The sequence below is a fragment of the Acidimicrobiales bacterium genome (assembly GCA_035512495.1).
In the GTDB taxonomy this organism is placed as follows: Bacteria; Actinomycetota; Acidimicrobiia; order Acidimicrobiales; family CADCSY01; genus DATKDW01.
Map to the genome: position 1 here is coordinate 111,330 of DATKDW010000062.1, position 25,953 is coordinate 137,282.

At 72.2% G+C, this 25,953-nt stretch carries 23 protein-coding genes; 7 read left to right on the plus strand and 16 right to left on the minus strand.

Going from position 1 to position 25,953, the window contains the following annotated elements; genetic code table 11:
* Positions 1-6: 6 nt before the first annotated feature.
* The 4 genes from VMN58_09235 to mraZ form a co-directional block, all read right to left on the minus strand.
* Positions 7-1,674 carry a penicillin-binding protein 2 gene (locus VMN58_09235; GenBank protein HUF33374.1) on the minus strand — a complete coding sequence of 556 codons (1,668 nt, stop codon included), beginning with the start codon at positions 1,672-1,674 and terminating at the stop codon, positions 7-9.
* Positions 1,675-1,889: 215 nt separating this feature from the next.
* A complete protein-coding gene (locus VMN58_09240) occupies positions 1,890-2,375 on the minus strand; it encodes a hypothetical protein (GenBank protein HUF33375.1) in 486 nt (161 codons plus the stop codon).
* Positions 2,372-3,361, minus strand: a complete 990-nt coding sequence (gene rsmH, locus VMN58_09245) for a 16S rRNA (cytosine(1402)-N(4))-methyltransferase RsmH (protein HUF33376.1) — start codon at positions 3,359-3,361, stop codon at positions 2,372-2,374. Before rsmH ends, VMN58_09240 begins: the two co-directional genes overlap by 4 nt.
* A gap of 260 nt (positions 3,362-3,621) precedes the next feature.
* Positions 3,622-4,053 (minus strand): division/cell wall cluster transcriptional repressor MraZ, encoded by a 432-nt coding sequence (mraZ, locus tag VMN58_09250; GenBank protein ID HUF33377.1) that lies wholly within the window; start codon positions 4,051-4,053, stop codon positions 3,622-3,624.
* Positions 4,054-4,667: 614 nt separating this feature from the next.
* On the opposite strand from mraZ, the gene VMN58_09255 reads away from it, so the two are divergent.
* The 4 genes from VMN58_09255 to VMN58_09270 all read left to right on the plus strand — a co-directional run bounded on the left by VMN58_09255 (position 4,668) and on the right by VMN58_09270 (position 9,130).
* On the plus strand, positions 4,668-4,997 hold the full coding sequence (locus tag VMN58_09255; GenBank protein ID HUF33378.1) for a hypothetical protein: 330 nt from the start codon (positions 4,668-4,670) through the stop codon (positions 4,995-4,997).
* On the plus strand, positions 4,990-5,751 hold the full coding sequence (locus VMN58_09260; GenBank protein HUF33379.1) for a hypothetical protein: 762 nt from the start codon (positions 4,990-4,992) through the stop codon (positions 5,749-5,751). Before VMN58_09255 ends, VMN58_09260 begins: the two co-directional genes overlap by 8 nt.
* Positions 5,752-6,269: 518 nt before the next feature.
* Positions 6,270-6,422 carry a hypothetical protein gene (locus tag VMN58_09265; protein HUF33380.1) on the plus strand — a complete coding sequence of 51 codons (153 nt, stop codon included), beginning with the start codon at positions 6,270-6,272 and terminating at the stop codon, positions 6,420-6,422.
* Positions 6,419-9,130, plus strand: a complete 2,712-nt coding sequence (locus tag VMN58_09270; protein HUF33381.1) for a response regulator — start codon at positions 6,419-6,421, stop codon at positions 9,128-9,130. Before VMN58_09265 ends, VMN58_09270 begins: the two co-directional genes overlap by 4 nt.
* A gap of 48 nt (positions 9,131-9,178) precedes the next feature.
* Here VMN58_09270 and VMN58_09275 read toward each other — a convergent pair whose 3' ends face one another.
* The 5 genes from VMN58_09275 to VMN58_09295 all read right to left on the minus strand — a co-directional run bounded on the left by VMN58_09275 (position 9,179) and on the right by VMN58_09295 (position 15,238).
* Positions 9,179-11,320 (minus strand): EAL domain-containing protein, encoded by a 2,142-nt coding sequence (locus VMN58_09275; protein ID HUF33382.1) that lies wholly within the window; start codon positions 11,318-11,320, stop codon positions 9,179-9,181.
* Between the two features lie 167 nt (positions 11,321-11,487).
* Positions 11,488-12,153 (minus strand): hypothetical protein, encoded by a 666-nt coding sequence (locus tag VMN58_09280; protein ID HUF33383.1) that lies wholly within the window; start codon positions 12,151-12,153, stop codon positions 11,488-11,490.
* Positions 12,150-12,653 (minus strand): HNH endonuclease, encoded by a 504-nt coding sequence (locus VMN58_09285; protein ID HUF33384.1) that lies wholly within the window; start codon positions 12,651-12,653, stop codon positions 12,150-12,152. The genes VMN58_09280 and VMN58_09285 overlap by 4 nt, the downstream gene beginning before the upstream one ends.
* 469 nt (positions 12,654-13,122) lie before the next feature.
* Positions 13,123-14,346: an acyl-CoA dehydrogenase gene (locus tag VMN58_09290; GenBank protein ID HUF33385.1), complete on the minus strand. Its 1,224-nt coding sequence runs from the start codon at positions 14,344-14,346 to the stop codon at positions 13,123-13,125.
* Between the two features lie 19 nt (positions 14,347-14,365).
* Positions 14,366-15,238, minus strand: coding sequence for an ROK family protein (locus VMN58_09295; protein HUF33386.1), 873 nt, complete (start codon positions 15,236-15,238; stop codon positions 14,366-14,368).
* 84 nt (positions 15,239-15,322) lie between these two features.
* On the opposite strand from VMN58_09295, the gene VMN58_09300 reads away from it, so the two are divergent.
* The 3 genes from VMN58_09300 to VMN58_09310 are packed head-to-tail and all read left to right on the plus strand — an operon-like array spanning position 15,323 to position 19,894.
* Positions 15,323-16,333 carry an AAA family ATPase gene (locus VMN58_09300; GenBank protein ID HUF33387.1) on the plus strand — a complete coding sequence of 337 codons (1,011 nt, stop codon included), beginning with the start codon at positions 15,323-15,325 and terminating at the stop codon, positions 16,331-16,333.
* Between the two features lie 4 nt (positions 16,334-16,337).
* A complete protein-coding gene (locus VMN58_09305; protein HUF33388.1) occupies positions 16,338-17,525 on the plus strand; it encodes a DUF58 domain-containing protein in 1,188 nt (395 codons plus the stop codon).
* Positions 17,522-19,894, plus strand: coding sequence for a DUF3488 and transglutaminase-like domain-containing protein (locus tag VMN58_09310; GenBank protein HUF33389.1), 2,373 nt, complete (start codon positions 17,522-17,524; stop codon positions 19,892-19,894). The genes VMN58_09305 and VMN58_09310 overlap by 4 nt, the downstream gene beginning before the upstream one ends.
* Before the next feature lie 11 nt (positions 19,895-19,905).
* On the opposite strand, the gene VMN58_09315 is transcribed toward VMN58_09310, so the two are convergent.
* From VMN58_09315 to VMN58_09345, 7 genes are all read right to left on the minus strand, one after another.
* A complete protein-coding gene (locus VMN58_09315; protein HUF33390.1) occupies positions 19,906-20,085 on the minus strand; it encodes a hypothetical protein in 180 nt (59 codons plus the stop codon).
* A gap of 60 nt (positions 20,086-20,145) precedes the next feature.
* On the minus strand, positions 20,146-20,520 hold the full coding sequence (locus VMN58_09320; GenBank protein HUF33391.1) for a DUF3040 domain-containing protein: 375 nt from the start codon (positions 20,518-20,520) through the stop codon (positions 20,146-20,148).
* Positions 20,521-20,610: 90 nt separating this feature from the next.
* Positions 20,611-21,660 (minus strand): Gfo/Idh/MocA family oxidoreductase, encoded by a 1,050-nt coding sequence (locus VMN58_09325; GenBank protein HUF33392.1) that lies wholly within the window; start codon positions 21,658-21,660, stop codon positions 20,611-20,613.
* Positions 21,657-22,961 carry a DNA polymerase IV gene (locus VMN58_09330; protein HUF33393.1) on the minus strand — a complete coding sequence of 435 codons (1,305 nt, stop codon included), beginning with the start codon at positions 22,959-22,961 and terminating at the stop codon, positions 21,657-21,659. Before VMN58_09330 ends, VMN58_09325 begins: the two co-directional genes overlap by 4 nt.
* Complete coding sequence (locus tag VMN58_09335) at positions 22,958-23,449, minus strand: NUDIX hydrolase (GenBank protein HUF33394.1); 492 nt, start codon at positions 23,447-23,449, stop codon at positions 22,958-22,960. Before VMN58_09335 ends, VMN58_09330 begins: the two co-directional genes overlap by 4 nt.
* A 64-nt stretch (positions 23,450-23,513) precedes the next feature.
* A complete protein-coding gene (locus tag VMN58_09340) occupies positions 23,514-24,605 on the minus strand; it encodes a phosphotransferase (protein ID HUF33395.1) in 1,092 nt (363 codons plus the stop codon).
* Between the two features lie 67 nt (positions 24,606-24,672).
* Positions 24,673-25,839: a DEAD/DEAH box helicase gene (locus tag VMN58_09345; GenBank protein ID HUF33396.1), complete on the minus strand. Its 1,167-nt coding sequence runs from the start codon at positions 25,837-25,839 to the stop codon at positions 24,673-24,675.
* Positions 25,840-25,953 lie beyond the last annotated feature (114 nt).

The following is a 25,953-nucleotide window of genomic DNA, read 5'->3' on the forward strand; positions in this document are numbered from 1 at the left end:
GCCGCTTCAGTCTCGCGGCACGACGATGGTGTCGGGGTCGACCACCACGGGCGGCTCGACGATCGGGGTGGCCGAGGGCGGGATCCGCAGGAGGCGCAGGGCGTACCTGGAGATGCCACCGAACACCGGAGCCGAGGTCAGGCTGGCGTAGTAGGGGCTCGGCTCGTCGAGGACGACGATGGCCGAGAGCTGGGGGTCCTCGGCCGGCACGAAGCCCGCGAAGGTGGCAACGTAGGCCCCCTCCTCGTACCCCCGGTGGGTCCTCGACGGCTTGCGGGCAGTCCCGGTCTTGCCCGCCACGCTGTAGCCCGCGATCTGGGCTCGCTGGCCCGTCCCCTCCGTCGAGGCCACCACGTTGGTGAGGATGGCCCGCATCTGCTCGGCCGACGCGGCCGAGATCACCCGCCGCCGGGGTGACCGGTCGGCGAGGTGCTCGGTGCCGTCGGCGTCGAGGGTGGACCGCACGAGGGTCGGTGTGACGAGGACACCGTCGTTGGCGATGGCATTGAAGGCCCCGAGCATCTGCAGCGCGTTGACGGCGATGCCCTGGCCGATGGAGATCGACCCGATGGACGGCCCCGTCCACTCGTCCAGGTCGAGGAGGATGCCGTTGGACTCCCCCGGGAACCCGAGCCCGGTGGACTGCCCGAAGCCGAACCGACGCAGATAGGCGTCGACCCGCTCGGGGCCGAGGGCCTGCCCGATCTGGATCGTGCCAACGTTGGACGACCTCGTGATGACGTCGGTGAACGAGCTCGGGCCGGACCTCGGGTGCTCGTCGGAGAAGCGCTTCACCGAGACCTGGACCGCAGGCGGGACCTCCCAGGTCTGCTCGGGCGTGTAGAGGCCCTCCTCCAGCGCGGCTGCCGCAACGACCACCTTGCTGACCGAACCGGGCTCGAAGAGCGTGGTCACGGCCATGTTGTCCCGGCTGGGCCGAGGCGGGCCTCCGGCGGCGTCGGCCCGAAGGTTGGCCAGCGCCAGGATCTCACCCGTGCGCGGGTCCATCACGATGGCGCTGCCGCCGGCGGCGCCGGTGGCGAGGATCTGGTCGCCGAGCGCGCGCTCGACCTCGTACTGCAGCGAGCGGTCGATGGTGAGCACGAGGTCGTCGCCCCGCTCGGCCGGCGACAGCCGGTGCTCCCCTGCCGCGATGGTCCGGCCTCCCGGTCCCCGCTCGAGAATCAGCTCGCCCGGCACACCGACGAGGCGGTCCTCGTAGACCAGCTCGAGGCCGGCGGTGCCCTGGTTGTCGATGTCGACGGTGCCGAGCACCGACGCCGCCAGCGATCCCGCCGGGGTGAAGCGGTGCGACTCGTCGAGCAGGCTGACGCCATCGAGGCCGAGGCTGCTCACGGTCTCGGCCACGTCGGCGTCGACCTGGCGCGACAGGTACACGAACGCGCCGCTGCCGCCGAGGCGCCGGACGAGCACCTCGTGGTCGACCCCGAGCACCGGGGCCAGGGCGTCGGCGGCCCCCTCTGGGTCGGTCACCAGCCGGGGGTCGGCCCAGACGGTGTGCCGGCGGACGGACATGGCCAGCTCGCTGCCGTTGCGGTCGAAGATGGATCCCCGCTCGGCCGGGAGCACGATCGCACGCAGCCGCTGGGCGACTCCCCTCGCCGCGTAGTCGTCGGGAGAGACCACCTGCAGCTGGGTCAGGCGGACGGCCACGAGGGCGAAGGCCAGCGCCAGGGCGACCAGGAGTCCGAGGGCCCGTCGGGCCGGCGACCCGACGCCGGCCTGGGGACGCGCCGGGGGGCGGCGGGCAGGGGGCGGCGGCCTGCCGGCCCGGCTCCCGGTTCGGGCAGGGCGCGGGCGGGTGGCTGCGCGAGGTGGAGCGCCCCCGGGCCGGCGTGGTGCGCCACGCCGCGGAGGGCGCGTCGCCGTCACCGGGTGCCGCCGAGGTAGGGCTTCACTGCCCCCCACGACACCTGGCTGACCTCCGGCGCGGCGCCGGCGGTCACCGGGGCCTGATCGGGGCTCCCCGTCGGGGCCGGGAGCCAGATGATCTCCTCCGGCGGCACCATGCCGAGCTGCTCCTGGGCAACTGCCACGACCCGCTCAGGTGACTCGAGGCTGGCGACCTCGAGCCGGAGGGACTCGTAGCGACCCTGCTCGTCGGCGACGCGCGAGCCGAGCTCGTCGAGCGCGACCTGGCCGGAGACGAGCATGGCGTGGAAGGCAGCGAGGGCGAACAGCGACACCACCGCGGCCACGGCGGCCACCACCACCACGAGGCGGCCACGGCGCGGCGAGCGACGGGGCGCCACCTCGTCGACGACCCGGAGGCGGGGACGTCGTTGGGGTGCTGGTGCCGGACGGCTCCGGGCAGGGCGGGAGCGAACGGGCGCGGGCGCGGTCAGGGGGCTCATCGATCTGCACCTCGGGTGTCGTGGTCTGGTGTGTGGGGTGCGGGTTGGGCGAGCTTCTCCGCTGCCCGGAGACGGGCGCTGGCGGCGCGGGGGTTGGCGGCTGACTCCTCGGGCGAAGGGGTGCGACCCCCACGACCGAGCAGGCGGAGCAACGGGACGGCGCCGCAGCCACAGGGCAGCTGCGGCGGACAGGCGCAGCCGCCGGTCTCGGCCAGGCGGAGTCGCGCCTTGGCGATCCGGTCTTCCCCGGAGTGGTACGAGAGGACCGCCACGCGCCCGCCGGGGGCGAGGAGGTCGATGGCCGCGTCGAGGGCCACCGGGAGCACCGCCAGCTCGTCGTTGACCTCGATGCGGATGGCCTGGAAGGAGCGGGCGGCGGGGTGGCCGCCGGTCCGGCGCGCCGGCGCGGGGATGGCGTCGCGCACGAGGGCGGCGAGCTCGCGGGTGGTCTCCACCGGCCGGGCGGCGACGATGGCACGGGCGATCCGGGTGGCGAAGCGCTCGTCGCCATGCTGGCGGAGCACCCGGACCAGCTCCGCCTCGTCGTAGCCGTTGACCACGTCCGCCGCGGTGCGGGTGGCGGAGCGGTCCATGCGCATGTCGAGCGGCGCGTCGTGACGGTGGGCGAAGCCCCGGTCGGCCCGGTCGAGCTGAGGGGAGCTGACGCCCAGGTCGAAGAGGGCTCCGCTCAGGGAGGGGAGGTCGAGTGCTCGCACGGTGTCGGTGAGACGGTCGAAGCGGGTGTGGTGGACGCTGACCCGGTCGCCGAAGGGCGCCAGGCGGGCCCGGGCCGCCTCGACGGCGTCGGCGTCCTGGTCGAGCCCGACCACCGACAGGTGGGGGTGGGCCTCGAGGACGGCGGCGGCGTGGCCGCCACCGCCGACCGTTGCGTCCAGGACGACCCCGGCCGGCGCCGGTCCCAGCAGCTCGACGATCTCGGTGACCATCACGGGGCGGTGCTCGAAGGAGGGGTTGGTCGTGGTCACGGTGGTCTCCGCGGAGACGACGACACCGGTTCGGCGGCATCGAGGACGGCGACCTCGCTGCGCACCTCGACGCTCAGCAACCCCCCGGCCGGCACTGCCGTCGGGATGTCTCCCCGATCGATCGGGACGGAGAGCGGGCGGAGTAGGGGCTGTCCATCCTGCTGACCGGGGGGTTGCTGAGCTGCGAGGTGCGGCGATGCCGCCGTCGATCCTGTTCGTCGTCTCGTCTCCTTGTCTCGTCGTCGGTCGTCGGTCGTCGATCAGAAGCCCAGGTCGCTCAGGCCGGGCTGGGCCCCCTGGAGGCTCGCCTCGCCCTCCTGGTTGACCTCACCCCACTTGGTGGCGTCCCAGATCTCGATCCGGTTGAACACGCCGGCCACGACGACGTCACGGTCGAGGTGGGCGAACTCCCGGAGGCTCGATGGGATGGTGATGCGGCCCTGCTTGTCGGGATCGACCTCGGCGGCGCCGCCGGCGAAGGACCGCACGACGTTGCGCTCGGTCGCTCCGCGCTTGGCGCTCTCCTGCATCTCCTGGGCCACCTTCTCGAACTCCTCCGCCGTGTAGATCGCCAAGCACCCGTCGAGCACCTTGGTGATGACGGCGCCCTCGGCGAGCTGGTCACGGAACTTGGAGGGCAGGATCACCCGCCCCTTCATGTCCAGGGAGTGCCCGTGCGTCCCCAGGAACATCCGTGTTCACCACTCCGGTCGTCGTCTGGGGGCCCGCTGCACTCCACCGGGCCCCCCTGCTGCACCTCGGACGCTCAGAGATCCACCCCTTCGCGCCACTTGGCGCCACCGTACGCCCCACTCCCCCACCCGTCAACCCCCCTCCACCCCACCTCGCACCATGTGCGCAGCAGTCGATTCCAGAGAGGTCCGCAGAGCAATCCAGAACGCGGCGCAGCAGAATCCAGAACCGGCCACAAGTTCCACCACGCAGACCGAGCTCCTTGCTAAATGTTCCAGAACTGGTACATTTAGATCCCATGGCCGGTAGGATGGTTCCGCTCGAAGAGGCAGCACGGCGTCTCGGGGTGACCCGACGTCGAGCGCAGGCGCTTGTGACGTCCAAGCAGCTCGCTGCAGAGAAGTTGGGCCAGCAGTGGATGGTGCCGGTGTCGGCGGTCAGTAGCTTCGAGCACACGAGGGTTGGCCGGCGGGGCCGCCCGCTCACCCAGCGGGGAGCTTGGGCGGAGATCTGTGCACTCGTGGAGCGGCCTGTAGCCGGAGCCGATCTGGATCGCCGGCGTCGGCGGGTCCGTCCTCGTGCCGAGCACCGCAACCTGTACGTTCACCCCGGGGTGCTCGCCTCCTTGCGGGCGGACCCGGGCATCGTCCTCTCGGGACGAGATGCCGCCGCCGAAGCCGGCGCACCGGTCGATCCTGGTGGGGAGATCGACGCCTACGTTCGACGGTCCGGGGCCGACGCGCTGGTGCGTGGCGTCCGCGCGCGGGAGGTGCTCGAGAACGCAAACCTCCTCCTGCACGTCGTCGATGACGACGTCTGGCCGTTCGAGCGAGGCCAGCGGTACGCCGCTCCGTGGGTCGCATGGCTCGACCTCGAAGATCGGCAGGACCGCGCGGCTGGAACTCTGCTGGACCGGCTGCTCGGCGGGCGCATCCGTGCGTGAAGTCGACATCTCCGACCAGCTGCTGCCGCAGCACCACGAGGTCATGCGCTGCCTCGGCCTGCTTGGCCGGCGCATCGATACCGACCTGTGGTGCCTTGTCGGCGGGATGATGGTCCTCGTCGCCGCCCGGGCAGCAGGACGGGCTGATTCCCGTGCCGAGCAGACCAAGGACGGCGACGTCCTCGTCGATGTCCTCGCCGAGCCGGGAATCCTCGCCAAGGTCACCTACGCGCTGCGATCCCTCGGCTACGAGCTCCCAGTGGAAGAAGACCGAGGCGGCGACTTCGCCCGCTGCATGTTCGTCTCCGGTCGGGCGCAGGTGGATGTCCTCGCACCAGAGGACACCCCGGCAGACCGGCTCGCCGTCGGGTCGGACCTTCGCAGCCTCGCCATCCCCGGCGGCCGTCGTGCGCTCGACGGCGCCGAACTGACGACGATCTACTACGCCGAGGACCAGGCCGATGTCGTCATCCGCGTCCCGTCGCTGACCGGCGCGATCTGCGTCAAAGCTGCCGCCGCGGTCGACCAGCGCACCACCAGCCACCCGCGACACATCCAGGACGTAGCGTTCCTGCTCGCCTGCATCGACGACCCGGTGGCGGCCGCCAACGAGCTCACCGACGACGACCGGGCCCTGCTCTCAGAGCTCCGCCAGCAGCGACTCGGTCCGGACGACGACATCGTTTGGCGGTACCTCGACGCAGACGATCAGGCACGGGCCGAGGCCGCCTTCGATTTCCTCATCGGCGACTGATCCCAGGCAGCTGGTCGGTGGGCCACGCCTGCGTGTGTCGCCAGTCGACGTAATCGGGCGGTGTTGTCGGCCATAGCAGCACGCTTCCTCCAGCACCACATGTTTCAGGGATGGCTGAGCCGATTCTGGTTGTCCCTGCGGCGTACCACCGGGAGCTCTGATTTTCCGTGCGGATCGTTCTGGAATCGACTGCGGCGCACACGCCACTCGGGCGCGTGTATGCGCCGCAGCGGATTCAAGAGAGGTCCGCACAGGGAGGCACAACGCGACGCAGGAGACGGGCGCCAGCCCCCGCAACCCAAACCAGAACCACCCTCCGCTCCCTGCCACTGAGAGAGGTCACACCAGTCGTGGTCAAAGGTAGGATCGGGTCACTTGTGGAGGGTCGCGGTGAGAGCCCGCTTCGTCCAGGAGGGCCTGATGCTCGAACCGAATGTGCACAGTGCCGGTCGCTCCGACCGAGGTGCACCCGATCACGGACGCGGTCACCACCAGGCTCCCAGGCTGCGGGGTCGCGTGTGATCGGTCGCTGGACCTGGGACCTCGCCACCTCCGAGATGACGTGGAGCAAGGAGCAGTACGGCATCCTCGGCCTCGTCGACACCACAGTGGGCCCCAGCTACGAGGGGTTCGTGCGCTCCGCCATGGAGCGCCGGGACGCCGTCCGGTGATTGGATCGTCGGGGTGGTGGGCCGACCTCCCCCTGCGTCGGAAGGGCCTGGTCGTCGTGGCCATCCCGGTGCTCTCACTCCTGTTGGTGGCCGCCGCCCTCCTCCCGTTGATGGCCCAGCGGGAGCGGACCGATCGCTCGGTTAGGGAGAGCATCGCCATCCAGACAGCCACCCGCGACCTCCTGTTGGTCCTGGTCGAGGCGGAGACGTCGGTGCGGGGCTTGGTGGCGACGGGCGACGAGCGGTTCCTCGAGAGGTACGACGAGGCGGTCGACCGCTCCGAGGTGATCTTCCGCAGCCTCCGGGCGGTGGGAGGCTCGGCTGCCCTCCTGGACGTCGGACCGAGCATCGAGGACCTGGCTCGGAGCCGCTTGGACCAGCTCGCAGCGACCCGCGCCGATGCCCTCGCTGACCCCGAGAGAGACCTCGTGATCCGCCTGGCTGCGGGCAAAGCGACGATGGACCGCCTGCGCGAGGTGCTGGCCGAGGTCAAGACAGGGGAGGAGCGTCGCTTGGCCGCCCTCCTCGACGACGAACGTCGGTCGGTCCGGACGATGGTGGTGGTGGTGGTGGGAGGCGTCGGGGTCGGCATCCTCGGCGGCCTGCTCGCCAGCTGGCTCTTCACCCGTGGCGTGGCCCGCCGTGTGGAGCTCCTGGAGGACAACGCCCGGCGCCTCGAACAGGGCTTCCCCCAGCTCGACCCACCCGCCGGCGCCGACGAGATCGCCACCCTCGGCCAGGTCCTGGCCCGGACGTCGGATCTCCTCGCCCGCCAGACCGCGGAGGCCAATGAGGCGTCGAGGTTGAAGTCGGAGTTCCTGGCCAACATGAGCCATGAGATCCGCACGCCGATGAACGGCGTCCTCGGGATGACGCAGCTCCTCCTGGCCAGTGGTCTCACCCCTGAGCAGGAGGGCTACGCCCAGACGGCGCACGGCGCCGCCGATGCCTTGCTCACCGTCATCAACGACATCCTCGACTTCTCCAAGATCGAGGCGGGGCAGCTCGATCTCGAGGTGATCGACTTCGACCTGCGGGCCGCGGTGGAGGAGGTGGCCGAACTCCTGGCCGAGCGGGCGCACGAGAAGGGGATCGAGCTGCTCACCGCGCTCGCTGCCGACGTCCCCGACCTCGTGCGTGGGGATCCCGGACGGTTCCGCCAGGTGCTGGTGAACCTGGTGGGCAACGCCGTGAAGTTCACCGACGTTGGTGAGGTGGTCGTCCGCGTCGATCGGTGCGACGTCCCAGGGCCCCCGCTCCTGGTGCGGGTGGAGGTCCTCGACACCGGCGTCGGCATGTCGAGCGACGTCCTCGACCGGATGTTCACCAGCTTCTCCCAGGGCGACGCGTCCACCACCCGGACCCATGGGGGCACCGGGTTGGGGCTGGCCATCACCAGCCAGCTCGTGGATCTGATGGGTGGCGAGATCGGGGTGGACAGCACGCCTGGGGTGGGGAGCCGCTTCACCGTCACCCTTCCCTTCGCCCCCTCGTCGGTGGACCAGCTCTCCCCGAGGCGGCAGGTGGCGCACCTCAACGGAGTGCGGATCCTGGTGGTGGACGACAACGCCACCAACCGGACGATCCTGCGAGAGACGCTCGGGAGGTGGGGTGTGGAGGTCGACACCGCGAGCGGCGCCGCAGAGGCCCTCGCCCTGCTCCGGAGCGAGCCGGCCTACGAGCTGGCGATCCTCGACTACCACATGCCGGGGACCGACGGGATCGAGCTGGCGACGGCGATCGCCGCCGCGGCGGCCCACCCCCGCCTGGTCATGCTGACGTCGTCGGGTCTCGGGGAGGACAGGCGGCGTGCCCGCGCCGTGGGTGTCGAGACCTTCCTGACCAAGCCGGTTCGGCAGTCCGCGCTCTACGACTGCTTGGTGACGGTACTCGCCCCGGACGGAGGGGACGACGAACACGGCAGCAGCGCAACCCCCGCATCCCGACCCGTGGAGCAACCCGCTTACCTGCTCGTGGCGGAGGACAACCCGGTCAACCAGCAGGTGGCGCGTCAGATGCTCGAGCGTCGCGGTCACCGGGTGGATGTGGTCGGCGACGGTGCCGAGGCGCTCGAGGCGGCCACCCGCATCTCCTACGACGCCGTGCTGATGGACTGCCAGATGCCGGTGATGGACGGCTACCAGGCCACCCGTGCCATCCGTGGAGCGGAGGGTCAGGAGCGACGCACGCCGATCATCGCCATGACCGCAGGAGCCACGGTCGGTGACGTCGAGCGGTGCCTGGCGGCCGGGATGGACGACCACGTGAGCAAGCCGGTGCGCTGGGACGCGCTCGACGACATCCTGGCTCGCTGGTGTCGGGGCTCCAACGACACGCCGCCGACGCCGCTCGACGGTGTCGAGATCCTCGATGCCGAGGTGATCGACGGCCTCACCGAGCTCGACGGCGGCTCGGGTTCGATGGCCACGCTGGTGGCCACCTTCCGCGCCGACGCGGAGGGACGGTTGGCGAACCTCAGGCTCGCCGCCGCATCGGACGACGCCGACGCTGTCGCGTCCCTTGCCCACTCCCTCAAGGGCAGCGCTGCCAACCTCGGCGCCAGCGCCGCGGCCGCACGCGCGGCGACGCTGGAGACGCTGGCTCGCAGCCCCAACCTCGAGGGAGCGCTGGTGATGATCGACGAGCTGGCCGAGGACGTGGCCGTGGCGGTCGAAGCCCTGCAGGCGACCTTCGGGACAGGTTCCTGACGTTCGGAGCACGGCCGCCGCGTGGAAGAGGCGGACCCGTCCGACCTCTCAGCCGGCTGCTGACGGTATCGGTGCGTGGTGGCGCGCGTAGTCGAGGGCATCGGTCGTGGGCATGGGCCGGGCGAAGAGGAAGCCCTGCCCGGCGATGCCTGTGTAGTGGCTGACCCGTTGGAGGTCCGCGGGAGTTTCGATGCCCTCGATCACGACGTGCAGGCCAAGGTGTTGCACCAGCGCGACGACCGAGTCGAGCAGGCAGCTCTGCTCGCTGCCGGGACCGTGGATGAACGACCGGTCGACCTTGACGATGTCGGCGGGGAGCTCACCGAGGTAGCGCAACGCCGAGTACCCGGTGCCGAAGTCGTCGAGGGCGACGTGGAAGCCCAGCTGGCGCAACTCGGCCAACGCCGCCGCCGCCCCCTCCGTGCTGGTCATGGCGGTCCCTTCGGTGACCTCGAACACAAGGTTGGAGGGCGGGTTGGCATACCGCTCGGCGGTGGCGACGATCGACGCCACGATCCCGTCGCTCGCCAGGTCCAGGGGAGACAGGTTCACGCTCATCTGCTGCCCAGGGCTGTGGTGGCGCAGCTCTGCCAGCATGGCGCACGCCTGGTCTCGCACCCAGGCGTCGATGTGGATGATGGCACCGGAGTCCTCCGCCAGGTCGAGGAAGGATTCCGGCAGCAGCAAGCCCCGCTCGGGATGCTGCCAGCGCACCAGCGCCTCGAATCCCAGCAGCTCACCGGAGTCCAGCGCGAACACCGGCTGGTAGTAGGTCACCAGCTGATCCCGCTCCAACGCCATGGACAGGTCGTTGCGCAGCTCGTGGCGAGCTTGCACCCCGGCGTGCAGGCCGACCGAGTACCGCTCGGCCCGGTTCTTGCCCTGGTTCTTGGCCAGGTACATGGCGAAGTCGGCGTTGCCCAGCAGCTCTTCAGCCGACGCCGGGGCGGTCCCGTCGTCGGTCACCGCCACCCCGATGCTGCACCCCACCCGGACTCGACCCGCCGCAAGATCCACCGGCGCGTCCAGCGCCGCGCGCAGCCGCTCCGCCACCGTCACCACGGCAGTCGGGTCTTCGCCCACCTCCATCGCCACCGCGAACTCGTCGCCACCCAACCGGGCCACGATGTCGCAACCCCGGCTGGCTGCCTGCAGCCGCAACCCCAGCACCCGTAACAGCTCGTCGCCCGCCGCGTGGCCCTTGCTGTCGTTCACGTGCTTGAAGTCGTCCAAATCCACGAACAGCACCGCCACCTTGCCCGGACCATCCACCAGCTCGCCCAGCCGGTCCAGGAACGCCTTGCGGTTCGGCAACGCCGTCATCGAATCCACGTGCGCCTGGGTGTGCAGGCGCCCATGGCTCTCGTGTAGCGCGGCCGCGCTCGCACTCAGCACTCGGGCGAGCTCCCGGACCTCCGCCACTCCTTCGGGCACCGCGATCGGCTCACGTGCCCCCGACTCACCCAACCTCTGAGCCGCCCGGCTGACCTCGGTCAGCGGTCGCAGCACCCAGCGTGACAACCGTCGCGTCGCCATCCACGCCATCAGCAACGCCACCGCCACCGTGCCCAACACCAAGGCGCCGACGACGTTCAGCCTGGACATCACCTCATCGGCGCGGGTCTCGAGCGTCGTGGACATCTCGACCTGCAGGTCGCCGAGGTGGTTGTCGATCCCCGTCCAGCGCTGCCAGACGGGGATCATCAAGGGGGGCTCCCCCTGGGACAGGAAGTCGGCAAGGGTCTCGCCGTTCCAGTTCACCCACGCCTTCTCGATCTCCACCCCGACCTCATCCCACACCGTGAGCGCCGTCCCGAAGTGCGCCTCCTCGGCAGGGTTCTCGATCAGCCCCTCGACCACCACCAGGGCGCGCTCGAAGCGAACGACCAGACCGTCGAACTCTGCCTTTGCGACAGCGGCCTTCTCATCGCCGCCGAGCCGGTACAGCACCCCGACCAGCGGGTCGGTCATCTGCCGCTTCATCACGAGCAGCTCGCCCACCGCGCTCGCCTTCTTCGTGTGCGTCGAGGTGGTGCCCTCGAACACGGCCCGCTGGAAGTGGTGCGTGCTGGCCGCGAGCAGCCCGAGGAAGAAGATCGCCGCGACCAGCACGGCGACCGAGGAGATCCAGATCCGGCGCAACGACCGGCCCGACGCCCTCACCCGGCTGTCGCTCCCCAGTGCGCTCACCGGCTGGTTCTCCTCGCGCGTTGACCTGCACTCAGCGTAGGCAAGCGCGCCTCGTACTGAAATAGGCCGAACGACCCTGATCACCCAGTTCGGAGTGTCTCTACGGGTTCGTCCGGTGCGTGTCGGGCGGGGCGTCGGTGAAACGTCGCGGGTGGCTGGACCTCACCTCACGGGAGTCGGTCGAGCAGGGCGCCGACGACGTCCTCGGCGTCGATCGGCAGCCCGACGGCGGCGTGGTCGAGGCCGGCCACCGCGCGGGCGCGCTCGTCGTCGTCGAGGGCGAGAAGGCCCACGACCTCGGCCGCCGACCACCGTCGCAGAAGGGCGCACTGGAAGCGGGCGGCGTGGCGGGCCCGGCGCTGGGAGAGGCCCACGGCCTTGCGCCCGTCGACGCTGATCTCCCCAGGGCCCAGCCCACCGAAGCAGACGAGTCGCGACCACGGCGTGCAGATCAGCCCGCCGGTGTGGACCTCGGCGACGATGCCGAGATCGCCGAGGGCGGCCGCCCACACCCCGCCCAGCCAGTGGAAGGACCGGCCCACGTCGTCGTCCCACACGTCGTCGCCCCGAGGCACGACCACGTCGACCCAGATCGACTCGCCCGGGACGAGCAGGACCGCACCCCCGCCGCTGCGCCGTCGAACCAGCGTGACACCGGCGGCCTCGAGGGCGGCGACGTCCACCGAGGACTCGGACTGGGTGCTCCCCAGGACCAATGCCGGGCGGTCGACCTCCAGCACCGACACCAGGCGGGACGCCGGCTCGTGGAGCGGGCGGTCGTGGAACCGGCGGGCAGGCCCCCGGGCCCGCTCCACCGGCCAGCCCGAGCTCACGCCGAGATCGCAGGCTGCAGGTAGGGCTCCCACTGGGCCGGCACCACGCCGACGGCGATCGTGATCCAGGCCAGCTCCCGGGGCGCCGCGGGGGTGCGCCGGAGCACCATGGCGGTGTCGGCGAGGTCCCGGTCGCGCTTGGAGGTGTTGCACGGACGGCAGGCCGCCACCACGTTCTCCCACACGTGCAGGCCGCCCTTGGCCCGCGGGACGACGTGGTCGATGCTCTCGGCTGGCGCGCTGCAGTACTGGCAGCGGCCGCCGTCGCGGGCGAAGACCGCCCGCCGGTTGAGCGCGGCGCGGCGCCGGTAGGGCACCCGGACGAAGTACCGGAGCCGGATGACCGAAGGGACGGCCACCGTGAGGCGCTCGGAGCGCATCTCCTCCTCCGACGCGTGGACGACGTCGGCCTTCTCACTGAGGACGAGCACCACCGCCCGCCGTGCCGAGACGACGCAGAGCGGCTCGTAGCTCGCATTGAGGACCAGCGCCCTCACCACGGCCGAGAACCTAGCCTCCGCCGGCGCCGGGACGGCGGCACCGGCGGTGATTCGAGCACTCAACCGCCATGGCCGACCACCCCCCGCCACCGCCTGCACCACCGCAGGTACGTGACCACGTCGGCAGGGTCCGGGGGCGACGACCCGTCGCCCCCGTACGCCGTGACCAGCCGGAACCGCAGATACGAGGGATCAGGCAGCGGCAAAAAGGGCTTCCGACCCCACCAACCAGGAGAAGCCAAAACAAAGACCTGCCGCACCCCAACAAGCCAAAGCGACGGGTGGAGGAGCACGGTGAGCGCGACCGGGACAAGCCAGGAGCGGTCGACGGGGCGGCGCGAGGCCTGGCGGGGTGGCACCGAGGGGAGGGGCCCGCCGCCGGAGCCTGCGGAGGCGGTGGGAGGGGTCCCGCTCGGTGACGGGCCCCGGCCAGGCCGGTCATCCGCGACGTCGTCCTGCTCCCCGGTCGTCACGCAGCGACCCGAGGCTCCTTCGGGAGCCCGAGCACCATCTCGCCGATGATGTTTCGCTGAACCTGGCTGGTGCCCGCGTAGATGGTCCCGGCACGGGCGTTCAGGAACACGTCGACCCACGAGCGCGAGCTGTTGGGCGCACCGGGGTCGTCGGTCTGGAAGGCGCTCGACGGGCGCCGGCCGGTCGGGGTGAGAGCGTCGGCCCCGAGGATGTCGACGCCGAGCTCGGTCACGATGCGGTGGTACTCGCTCCAGTACAGCTTGGACACTGCCGCGTCGGGGCCGGGCTGCTCGCCTGCGAGGAACTTGGTGAGGGCGCGCATCCCCAGGTAGCGCATGATCTCGACCTTGGTGTGGCACCACGCCAGCTTCTGGCGGAAGACCGGGTCCTCGTCGCGCCCTCGCTCCTTGGCCAGGGCGAGGAGGCGGTCGAGCTCGCCGCGGAAGCGGATCGGCAGCACCGCCGCGGCCTCGCCCCGCTCGTAGCCGAGCAGGGTCATGGCGACGCCCCACCCCGCGTTGACCTCCCCGACGACGTTGGCGCGGGGACAGCGGGCGTCGGTGAAGAAGACCTCGTTGAACTCGGACTCTCCGGAGATCATCTTGATGGGGCGCACCTCCACCCCCGGTTGGTCCATGGGCACGAGCAGGAAGCTGATGCCCTTGTGCTTGGCCGCGGACGGGTCGGTGCGGGCGAGGACGAAGATCCAGTCGGCGAGGTGACCGGCCGAGGTCCAGATCTTCTGGCCGTTGAGCACCCACTCCTCCCCGTCGAGCTCGGCCCGGCAACCCACGTTGGCCAGGTCGGAGCCGGCGTTGGGCTCGGAGTAGCCCTGGCACCAGCGGTCCTCGCCGGAGAGGATCCGGGGCAGGAAGTGGTGCTTCTGCTCGTCGGTCCCCCACTGGATGATGGTGTTGCCCACCATCTGGATCCCGAAGACGTCGTTGGGGGCGTAGGGCGGCACGCCCGCCTTGGCGAACTCCTCCTGGAGGACCACCTGCTCCATGGCGGAGAGCCCCGCTCCGCCGTACTCCGTGGGCCACGAGGTGCCGAGCATCCCGTTCTCGTAGAGCGTGCGGCGCCACGCCGCACCGAAGCGCTCGAGCTCCTCGCCCTCGAGCGCCCCCGTGCCCTGCCAGTCGGCGGGCAGGTGCTCGGCGAGGAACGCCTGGACCTTCTCGCGGTAGACCTCGGCCTCGGGCGCGTAGTGGGGCTCCATGGCCGCCGAGCGTAGCCCTCTACCGCTTGTCGAGGACCCCGTGGATGCCTCGCCAGCCGACCGCTGCCGCCCCCACCAGGGGCCCCTCGTGGCCGAGGCCGGCCGGCACGATGCGGGCGCCGGCGGAGAACTCCAGGCGGGCGACGGCGTCGACCTCCGATTGGGCGGCGGCGAAGAAGGGGTCGCCGAACCCGAGGGCCACCGACCCCGCCACGACGGCGAGGCGGAGGTCGAGCAGGTTGGCGACCGACGCCACCGCCCGGCCCACGAGGCGACCGGTGCGGGCCACGACCGCCGGGCCGGCCTCCGCCGCGGGGCGCCCGGTGACGGTGGCGATGCTGGTGCCCGAGGCCTCGGCCTCGAGGCAGCCCCGGGCGCCGCAGGCGCACGTACGGCCGTCGGGCTCGACCACCAGGTGGCCGATGTGGCCGGCGTTGCCCGCCGCGCCGTCGAGCAGCCGGCCGTCGAGCACGATGCCGCCGCCCACGCCGGTCGAGACGACCATGGCCAAGAAGTCGCGGGCACCTGCGGCCGCGCCCCGCCACCCCTCACCGAGGGCAAGCGCCTTGGCATCGTTGTCGACGAAGGTGGGCAGGCCCGTCAGCTCGGCCAGCCGCCGACGGAGCGGGAACCCCTGCCAGGCCGGGATGTTGAGCGGCGACACGGCCTCACCACCGAGGGTCATCGGGCCGCCGCACCCGACCCCGCACACGGACTCGTCCCCCCTCCGCACCTCGGCGATGAGGGACCCCAGACCGGCGAACAGCGACTCGGCGTCGCCACCGGCGGCTGCCGTCGGGGTGCTCGCCCGGGCGATGAGGCGACCGTCGGCGTCGACGAGGCCGGCCGCCAGCTTCGTGCCCCCAACGTCGATCGCCAGCGCCACGTCCACGCCGGGACCCTACGGTGCCCCGCCGTGCCGGAGGCGCGATCCGGGGCCTAGGCTCGGAGGAGGGAGACGACGAGCTGGGCCGGTGTGGCGCCCACGGGGAAGGACGGCAGCCAGGTGGCCAGGCAACGATCGTCGGCTGATGAGCCCGCCGCCTTCGCCGAGACGTTCGCGGCGATCGCCGGGAACGTCGAGACCGTCGTGCAGGGCAAGCCGGAGGTGGTGGAGCTGGTGCTCCTGTGCCTCGTGGCCCAGGGCCACCTCCACATCGAGGACGTGCCGGGCGTGGGCAAGACCAGCCTGGCCAAGGCCCTCGCCACCTCGCTCGACTGCAGGTGGGGACGCATCCAGTTCACCCCCGACCTCCTACCGTCGGACGTGGTGGGCGTCACCGTCTGGAACCGCCAGAGCGGCGAGTTCGACTTCCGACCCGGGGCGGTGTTCGCCAACCTGGTCCTGGGTGACGAGATCAACCGGGCATCGCCGAAGACCCAGTCCGCTCTCCTCGAGGCCATGGAAGAGCGCCAGGTCACCGTCGACGGGACGACCTATGCCCTCGACGAGCCGTTCATGGTCGTGGCCACCCAGAACCCCGTGGAGCACGAGGGCACCTACCCCCTCCCGGAGAGCCAGCTCGACCGCTTCCTCATGCGCATCTCGGTGGGGTACCCGGCCCGCGACGCTGAGGTCGGGATCCTCGAGAGCCAGGGTGGCGACGACATCCTCGAACACCTCGAACCCGTCGCCACAGCCAAGGACGTGCTGGCCATGAGCGCGACCGCCCGGTCCATCCACGTGGCCCCGGCGCTCCAGAGCTACCTCGTCGACCTGGCGGAGACGACCCGGCGCCACCCCGCCCTCGAGCTCGGGATGTCGCCACGCGCCACCTTGGCCCTGCAGCGGGCGGCCCGCGCACGCGCCGCGGCCAGCGGCCGCGGCTACGTGGTGCCCGACGACATCAAGGCACTCGCCCAACACGTCCTCGCCCACCGGCTCTCGCTCACCCCCGAGGCCGCCATGCAGGGCGTGGAGACGGCCGAGATCGTCGACGACGTGCTGCGCCACGTCGCTGTCCCGTCGGGGAAGTCGAGCCGGTAGGGCGGTGCTCACGCGGCAGGGGTGGCTGGTGGTGGTCGGCGCCGTCGTCGTGCTGGGCCTCGGACGCCTCTTCGGCGTCACCGAGCTGTACGTGATCGGCGCCGCGGGGCTCTTCCTCGTGGTCCTCTCCACCGTCGCCGTCGGCCTGACCCGCCTGCGCCTCGACATCGCCCGCGAGCTGCACCCGCCCCGGGTCCACGCCGGCAGCCTGAGCCGGGTGGAGCTCCGGGTCCGCAACGGCGGCGCCCGCCGAACCCCGCTGCTCCAGCTGCGCGACCCCGTCGGTCAGGGACGCAGCGCCAAGGTGGTGCTGTCGCCCCTGGCGAGCGGCAACGCGGTCCGTGCCGCCTACCGCCTGCCCACCGAGAAGCGCGGCCTCCTTCGCATCGGCCCCTTGGCGGTGGAGGTCGGTGACCCGTTCGGCCTGGCGTCGGTCTCGACCCCGGGAGCGCCCATCGCCGAGCTGACGGTGTGGCCGGCGATCGAGTCGATCCGCCCCCTCCCCCACACCCAGGGCGACGACCCCCACGGTGGTGCCGACCACCCCAACGCGCTCACGGCCTCGGGCGAGGACTTCTATGCCCTGCGCCAGTACGTGGTCGGTGACGACCTGAGGCGGGTGCACTGGCCCTCCACCGCCCGCCGCGACGAGCTCATGGTCCGCCAGGACGAGCTGCCGTGGCAGGGTCGCGCCACCATCCTGCTCGACACCCGCCGGCAGATGCACTCACCGGAGACCTTCGAGCGGGCCGTGAGCGCCGCTGCCAGCATCACCGTCGCCTGCGCCTCCCGGAAGTTCCTCATCCGCCTGGTCACGACCGCGGGTGACGACACCGGCTTCGGCGCCGGCTCCGCCCACGTGGAGTCGATCATGGAGCGCCTGGCGATGGTGCGGACCTCCGACGACAGCCACCTCGCCCAGGTCGTGCTCTCGCTGCGCCGACCGGGCAACGGCGGCGCGCTGGCCGCCATCCTGGGCGGCGCCGCGGGGCCCGACCTCGAGGCCGCCGGGCGCCTGCGCACCTCCTACGGCCACGTCACGATCGTCGGCTTCGTACCCGGACGAGGTGGCGGCACCGGCATCGTCGGCGACGTCCTTCTGATCGACGGCTCCACGCCGTTCGGGCCGGCCTGGGACCGGGCGATCGCCTCCCGCCGGCGCAGCCGGTCACGGGCGAGGGCCACCACGTGACCGCTACCCTCACCCAGCCGGCCGAGACCGGCGCACCCGAGCCCAGCCCCATCGGGACGGAGCCAGGGGCTCCTCACGTCTCGGGCGAGCTCCTGGTGCTGGCCGAGGTGGCGCTGACGGCGATCACCGTGGCGGCCGCACTGGGCCTGAGCCAGCTGTTCGTCGAGGGATCGTTCCTGGTGCCCGTGATGGGCTTCGGTGTCGGCGCCCACCTGCTGGCGGTGCTCTGCCGGCGCGCCCGCCTCGGGCCGCTCGCCACCGCCGTCATCGCGTCGGGCGGCCTGGCCTTGGCCGTGGCCTGGTTCCTGCTCCCCGAGACCACGTCGTACGGGCTGCCCACCGGCGAGACCCTCGCCACCACCCGGGAGCAGCTGGCCGACGCGCTGGCCACCTTCCGCGACGTGGTCGCCCCCGCGCCGGTGGAGCCGGGGTTCGTCCTGGCCTCCGCCATGGGGGCCTGGGTGGTGGCCTTCACCGCCGACACCGCAGCCTTCCGGGCCAACGCACCCGTCGAGGCCGCGGTGCCAGGCGCGACGCTCTTCATCTTCGGGGCGGCGCTGGCCGAGCCTCAGGGACGGCCCACCACGACGGTCCCCTTCCTCCTGGCACTGCTCGCCTACTGGCTCGCACAGCGCGCACGGAACCAGGCGACGACCCCGACGTGGCTCGCCAGCGACGCCCGGGCCGGATCGAAGTCCCTGCTGCGTGCCGGCGCCGCCCTTGCCGTGCTGTCCGTGGCCGCCGCCACCCTCGTCGGTCCCGAGCTCCCCGGCGCCGGCGACGACGCCGTGATCCCGTGGCGGGCGAGCGACCGCGGCGACCCCGAGTCACGGGTGACCATCAGCCCCCTCGTCGACATCCGGGCCCGAATCGTCGACCAAGCCGACGTCGAGGTCTTCACCGTCGCCTCCGAGCGGCGCAGCTACTGGCGTCTCACCTCCCTCGAGACCTTCGACGGGCGCATCTGGTCCTCCAAGGGCCAATACCGTCCGGCACGCGGCACCCTGGAGTCGGACGTGCCAGCCCACCTGGCCCCGGCCGAGGTCGCAGTCCAGGACGTGCGTGTCGGGCTCCTCTCCTCGATCTGGCTACCCGCCGCGTTCGAGCCCGTCGCCGTCGAGGGCACCGACGCCCGCTACGACGGCGACTCCGGGAGCCTCCTCACCGAGGAGGACACCGCCTCCGGCCTCGAGTACCGGGTGACCTCCGCCCTCAAGACCCTCGACGCCGCCAGCCTGGCCACCGCCCCCAACGTCGCGCCGAGCCAGGTGCGCGACACCTACACGGCGCTGCCCGACGGCTTCAGCATCCCCGTCCAGCAGCTGGCCGCCCAGGTGGCAGGCGACCCCACCCTCACCCAGTTCGACCGGGCGCGCCGCCTCCAGGATCACTTCCGCGACGGCAGCTTCACCTACGACCTCGAGATCCCGCCCGGGCACAGCGGCGACGCCCTCGAGCACTTCCTGTTCCAGAGCCGCCGGGGCTACTGCGAGCAGTTCGCGGGCGCCTACGCGGCCATGGCCCGTGCCGTCGGCCTCCCCGCACGGGTGGCGGTGGGGTTCACCCCCGGCGAGCTCGGCGAGGACGGCCGCTACCACGTACGCGGCCTCCACGGCCACGCCTGGCCGGAGGTCTACCTCGACGGCTACGGCTGGGTCGCCTTCGAGCCGACCCCCGGGCGCGGCATCCCCGGCGGTGAGCCCTACACCGGAGTCCCCGAAGAGCAGGCGTCTCCCGACGACCCGACCACGGGGACCACCTTCCCGCCCACCACCGAGGTGCCGACCGACCAGGGGGAGGGTGCCCCCACGACGATGCCCGACCTCTTCCCGGACCAGGGCGGGGGCGGCGCGGGCGGCGAGGACCCCGGCGACTCGGCTGCCCGCCGCTGGCTCCCGCGGCTCCTGATCGTCCTGGCTCTGCTGGTCATCGTGCCCCTGCTGTGGGCGGGCGCCCTTGCCCTCGTCGCCGGCCGCCGTCGCGACCGCCGTCGCGCCGCGGCCACCACCAACTCCGACCGCGTCCAGGTGGCCTGGACGGAGGTCGGCGAGCTGCTCGCCCGCGCCGGCACACCCCAGCGGCCGTGGGAGACCCCCGCCGAGTACGCCCGGCGCGCCGGACGGACCGAGGGCGTCGACCCCGCGCTCCTCCGTGGCCTCGCCGGCGCGTCCACCGCGGCCACCTATGCCGCCGGCGACGTCGGTGCGGACACCGCCGGGCAGGCCGTCGACGCTGCCGAGACGATCGAGCGGACGGTCACCGGGACGCTGGACGGCCCCACCCGGGTGCGCTGGGCCCTCGACCCTCGACCCCTCATCCCGGCTCGGACCTCCCGCCGCGACGTCCGCGAGGAGCTGGCCTCGCGCTGACGGGCCCGGTGCTACTCCTGGGCGGTGACGGCGTAGGTCCACACGGCGTCGGTGCTCTCCACGTCGGGTCCGAGCTCCCTTCCCTCCGCCAGGACCCGCTCGACCTTCTTGCGAGCGGACGCCTCGTCGAAGGCCTGCACGGTCAGCCGCGCCTCGATCTCGACGCTGAACGCTCGCTTCTGCTTCGGCATGGGGGCGACGGTACGCACCGCGGGGAGCCAGCCTCAAGTCGGGCTGGACACCGCCGAGGGCTACTCGTCCTTCTTGAACCGGTCCCGGACGCGTTGCCCGGTGTTGCCGAAGTAGTCCTTCATGCCCGCCGAGCGCATCGAGGTGCTCCACTCCTGCCAGCCCACTCGGCCCATCTTGCGGAGGTTGCGCTCGAAGAAGAACGCGGAGCCGAGCATGGCGAGGAAGCCGACGAACGAGAGCAGCGGCGTGACGCTCAGGGTGGCCACCATGAACACGACGCCGACGACGAAGCTGAGTGCTGCCCACTTGAGGTTGCGGCCCGCGTGGCGGAACACGGTCGTCGAGGAGACCTCGCGCACCAGGTCGGGATCGGACGCGGACAGCTCGCGCTCGATCTCCCTGATGATGCGTTCCTCGTCCTCCGAAAGCGGCACGCCGCCTACCCTCCACGAACTCGCCCTGCGCCGATGCTACCCACGATCTTCGCACGCGAGGCCAGCGACGACAACGCGCCCCGGGGCGGGTCACGGTGCCGTGGGAGCCCCTCCATCTGCCGCCGAGCGATAGGCGGCGGCCGCGATCCGGTGGGCCGCGACGGCCACGCCGAGCCCGGGTGCCGGCGGCCGCCCGGCGGCCAAGGCGTCGAGGAACGCCCGGGCCTGCGGCGCGTACCCGGCGGCCGCGGCTCCCAGCTCGCCCCGCATGCCCAGGCCATCGACCCAGTCGGGGTACGGGCAGGCGCGCTCCTCGATCCCGGCGTCGGTGGTGACCGTCAGGGGGCCCGTGTACTCGTCGGTGACCGCGACGATGCCGTCCTCGCAGATGACCTCGAGCGAGCGGGTGGAGGGCCTCGTCAGGACCTGGTGCCACACGCTCGCCAGCGTCGCCACCGCCCCAGAGGCGTACGTGAGGGTCACCACGGCCACGTCCTCGATGCCGGGGAGGGCGGCGAAGGCGGCGGTGCGCGCCGAGACCGAGGTGACCTCACCGAGCAGCCACGAGAGCACATCGACGTCGTGGATGGAGTGCTCGAGGAGGGTGCCCCCGCCGGCGATGCTGACCTCGCCCCGCCACGTCGAGGCGTAGTGCCCGCGGACCGGGAGGAACTGGTCGTCTCGAAACACCACCGCCATGGGGCGCCCGAGCGAGCCCGAGCGCACCAGGTCGACGACCGCCTGGTAGGCCGGGGCCGTCCGCAGCACCAGCCCCACCTGCGCCGGGATGCCAGCGGCGGCGACGGCGGCGGCCATGGCCTCGGCATCCTCGAGGGAGGTCGCGAGGGGCTTTTCGCACAGGAGGGCCACCCCCGCGGCGGCGGCAGCCTCCACCAGGCCGCGGTGGGACGATGTCGGCGTGCAGATCCAGACGGCGTCGACGGCGTCGAGCAGCTCGTGCGGGTCGGTGGTGGCGAGGGCCGCCCCGTGTGGCCGAGCCGAGGCCCGGGCGCGCTCGAGGTCGACGTCGCAGGTGGCGACCACCGACGCGTCGACCAGGCCGGCCCCAACCACTCCCTTGATCGCCCGCGAGTGGATGGTGCCGATGAACCCGCAGCCGATGATCCCGATCTCGATCACGGCGCGGGGTCCCGACCCGGGCCCCACTGCTGGTCTCCCTGCCGCTTGACCTCGAGGCCGCCACGGCCGGCGAGCACGGCCGGCCCGATGGCAGCGTCGCCGAAGCGACCCCGGATGGCGTCGACCGCCCGGGTGGCGTCGGTCCAGTCGGGCTCGTCGCTCGCCTCGAGGCTGAGCTGGCGGGTGGCGCCCCCGGCCAAGCCGGTGATGCCCACCCCGAGGAGGCGGACGCCCGGTGAGGGGTCGACCTCGGCCAGGAGTCGCCGAGCGGTGCGGGCGATGGCGACGCCCGTGTCGATGCCCTCGGGGTGGGTCTCTGAGCGGGTGATGGTCCGGAAGTCGTTGAAGCGGACCTTCACCGACACGGTGCGTCCGGCCAGCCCCGCTCGCCGCAACCGGGTGCCGACCGCCTCGGAGAGACGGACCACCTCGCGGTCGAGGGTCTCGAGGCTGTGGTGGTCGCGGGAGAACGTCTCCTCGTGGCTGACCGACTTCGGGCGGGTGTCGGGGACCACGGCACGCGAGTCGCGCGCCCAGGCCAGGGCGTGGAGGTGGCTACCGGCCCCCTTGCCGAGGGCGGCGACGAGCGTCGACTCGGGGAGGCCTGCCAGATCGCCCACGGTGCGCACCGCCAGGCGTTCCAGACGGGCCAGCGTCGCCGGGCCGACACCCCAGAGCGCGCCCACCGGGTGGGCGTGGAGGAACGCCAGCTCCTCCGCGGGTCCGACCACCACCACGCCTCGGCCGGGCTGCGGGCCGGCGCGGGAGGCGCCGGGCTTGGCGGCCTCCGACGCCAGCTTGGCGATGAGCTTGCGCGGCGCCACGCCGACGGAGCACCACAGCCCCGTCTCGTCGTGGACGCGCCGGCGCAGCAGCTCGGCGATGGCGGGCGCCGTGCCGAACAGCCGGTGGGCACCCGCGACGTCGAGGAAGGCCTCGTCCAGCGAGATGCCCTCCACGAGGGGGGTGATGCTCCGGAAGATGCCGAAGACCTCGGTGCTGACCTCCTGGTAGCGGGCGTGGCGGCCGCGGAGGAAGGTGGCGTGGGGGCACAGCCGGCGCGCCCGCGTCGACGGCATAGCCGAGTGGATGCCGTACGAGCGAGCCTCGTAGGAGGCTGCGGCCACGACCCCCCGGTTGCCGTCCCCGCCGACGACCACGGGGCGACCCCGCAAGTCGGGTCGCTCGAGGAGCTCGACCGAGACGAAGAAGGCGTCCATGTCGACGTGGAGGATGGTGGGGTCCCCCACCACCTCGATCCCGGCAAGCCCGGCGACCCCGGCCGCGTCGGCGGTGGTCACAAGCGGGTGACCACCATCGACGCGCGCGCCTCGCCGTCGATCCGGTAGCGGTAGTGCCGGCGCTCGGTCCAGCGCTCGGCCAGCCACGCCGAGAAGGGCTCGTGGGTCGGCAGCCAAGCCTCGGACAGGTGGAAGGGGCAGTGCGTGACCGGGATGAAGCGGGCGTCGACCACGATGCCGTCCGGGTCGTCGACGGCCAGCTGCCCCGTCCACCCCAGCGCCCGGTGGACCTCGACCCGCAGACGCCACCCCATGCCCTCCGCCGTCGCCTCGACCTCCCAGACGGGCCCCTCCCAGGAGGTCACGGTGATCCCCGTCTCTTCCTCGACCTCGCGGGTCAGGCCGTCGAGGACGCTCTCGCCGTCGGCGACCTCGACCACCCCCCCGGGTGGCGACCAGTCCGCACGGCCGTCGCGGCGCAGGTTCTTGACCAGCAGGACCCCGTCGTCGCCCTCGATGATCCCGCTGGCCACGACCCAGTCCCGCACGGCCCAAGTCTGCCCGATCGACCGGCCGAGAACGGGCCACCGATCCTGCCGGCCGGGAGCGGCCCTAGGTTCGGAGCAGCTCGACGGCGTCGAGGTCGAGGGCGTGGAGGGCGTGGCGCTCGGCCATGGTCATGAACATCTCGTCCCCCCGCTCGGTGCGCTCCACGAGCATCGAAGCTGCGACCGCCATCACCAGCCCGGCCCAGGTGCCACGCCGGTAGTCCTCCCAGCACCGGTCCCAGCCGTAGCCCCCAACGCCGGCGGCGACGAGGTCGTCGTGATAGCGGTGCACAAGTCGGTCCTCGTGCGCCCGGCGGTCGTCGGGCACCAGCCCGGCCCCGATGAAGTACGCCACGTCGGTCAGCGCCGGCCCCAGGGTGACGGTCTGCCAGTCGACCACCGCCACCGGCACCCCGCCCCCGTGGCCACCGAACAGCAGGTTGTCGAGGCGGTAGTCGCCGTGGGCCACCGTGACGGGTCCGGGGTCGCGGCCGATGTAGCCGCCGAGCGAGGCGAAGAGGGCGTCGCAGGCTCCTGCAGCCTCCGGGCTCAGGCGGTCGGCGTAGCGCTCCCGGAAGCCCTCGTGCAGCATGGGGAGGAGCTGGGAGAGGAACATCCGCCCGGCCTCCGGGTCGCGGTGGAGCCACTCGAGCTGGCCGAGCGTGGGGTCGTCCCACCGGGGGGCGTGCAGCTTCACGAGCTCGGCGACGGCGACCTCGGCCTGCTCGGGTGGGCAGCCGGCCAGCTGGTCGCCCTGCTCGGCAGGTGCCATGTCCTCGAGCAAGAGCACGAAGTCGGCGTCGGCGACGTCGATGTCGGCGTACAGGCATCGGGGCGTGCGCACCGGCAGCCCACCGGCGAGCTGCTGGTAGAACCGCACCTCCTTCTCGTAGCTGCCGAGCGACTTGGCGGTCTCGCGGCTCGTGGTGTCCGCGGCGGGCAGCTTGGCGACGAGCGTCGCCGGCGCCGAGTCGGGGGCGCCGTCGTAGGTGAGGTGCACCCGGATGCTGTCGCACATCTGCCCGGTGCCCACCGGGGCGAGGTCGACTTCGGTGACGGCGACCTCGTCGCCGAGCTCACCGGAAGCGCGGAGCGCCTCGGTCAGCCACGCCGGGGTGAGCGCGGCCGGGTCGCTGGCGATGCTGAGCGAGTCCATGGTCGGCACGGCCGGACACTGACAGACGCGTCAGTGAGGTGTCAACGACCCCTCGGCGGGGTGGTCGTCAGGCGACGGCTTCGCTGTCGTCCCACGCCGCCAGGTCGGCCAGGCGGGGGTCGTTGGAGAAGACCTCGACCAGCGGGAGGTCGAGCCCGATGCGCTTCTGCATGGCCTTGACCTCGAGCTCCTGGTCCCAGAGCACGAGGGTGGCGACCACGCCGGCGCTGCCGGCCCGGGCGGTCCGGCCCGAGCGGTGCAGGTAGGTCTTGTGGTCGGCGGGCGGGTCGTAGTGGACCACCACGTCGATCTCGTCGACGTGGATCCCTCGAGCGGCGACGTCGGTGGCGACGAGCACATGGAGCTCGCCGGACATGAAGTCGTTCAGTGCCCGCTCGCGCGCGCCCTGGCGCAGGTCGCCGTGGATCGGCTCGGCCCGCACGCCCTCCTTCTCCAGCTGCTCGGCCAGGCGGTCGGCGCCGCGCTTGGTGCGGACGAACATCCGGCACCGGTAGGTGCCGGCAGCGATGGCAGCCGCCACCTTGACCTTGTCCATCTGGTGGACCTGGAGGAAGCGGTGGGTCATGTCCTCGACGGTGACGTTGTCGGACGCGACCTCGTGGAACACGGGGTCCTTCATGTGGACCCGGACCAGGTGGTCGACCTCGCCGTCGAGCGTCGCGGAGAACAGCATCGTCTGGTGATCCGGGTTCACGTGGCGGAGCACCCACTCGACCTGCGGGAGGAAGCCCATGTCGGCCATCCGGTCGGCCTCGTCGAGCACGACCTGTTCGATGGCGTCGAGGAAGATCTCCTTGCGGTCGATCAGGTCGATGAGGCGACCCGGGGTGGCGACGACGATGTCGATTGGCTCCTCGAGCGACTTGAGCTGCTTGTCCATGTCGGTGCCGCCGTAGACCGCCTGCACGATGCGGTCGCGCTGGGCGGCGAGCGGCTCGAGCTCGAGGGTGACCTGGACCGCCAGCTCCCGGGTGGGCACCAGGACGATGGCGCGCGGGTGGCGGGGCTCGGCCTCCTCGACCCGCTCCACGATGGGCAGACCGAAGGCCAGGGTCTTGCCCGAGCCCGTCTTGGCCTTGCCGCACACGTCGAGGCCCGCGAGGCCGTCGGGGATCGTCATGGCCTGCACGGGGAACGGGGCCGTGATGCCACGGGTGGCGAGGGAGTCGACGAGATCGCTCGAGACGCCGAGCGCGGCGAAGGTGGTGCTCATGGTTGGGTTGCTCCTGGTGATCGTCATCTGCGGAAGGTGGGTCGCCATCGCGGCGCCGCACTCCGTCTGGACGGGGAGGAGCGGTGAGGCAACCCGCGAGGCCACGATGCTGCG

What these genes read in the sequence shown, in the direction of transcription:
- VMN58_09240 (HUF33375.1), bottom strand. Translation starts at nt 2,375, where the DNA reads ATGAGCCCCCTGACCGCGCCCGCGCCCGTTCGCTCCCGCCCTGCCCGG.
- mraZ (HUF33377.1), bottom strand. Translation starts at nt 4,053, where the DNA reads ATGTTCCTGGGGACGCACGGGCACTCCCTGGACATGAAGGGGCGGGTG.
- VMN58_09290 (HUF33385.1), bottom strand. Translation starts at nt 14,346, where the DNA reads ATGGAGCCCCACTACGCGCCCGAGGCCGAGGTCTACCGCGAGAAGGTC.
- VMN58_09315 (HUF33390.1), bottom strand. Translation starts at nt 20,085, where the DNA reads ATGCCGAAGCAGAAGCGAGCGTTCAGCGTCGAGATCGAGGCGCGGCTG.
- VMN58_09340 (HUF33395.1), bottom strand. Translation starts at nt 24,605, where the DNA reads ATGGACTCGCTCAGCATCGCCAGCGACCCGGCCGCGCTCACCCCGGCG.
- VMN58_09345 (HUF33396.1), bottom strand. Translation starts at nt 25,839, where the DNA reads ATGAGCACCACCTTCGCCGCGCTCGGCGTCTCGAGCGATCTCGTCGAC.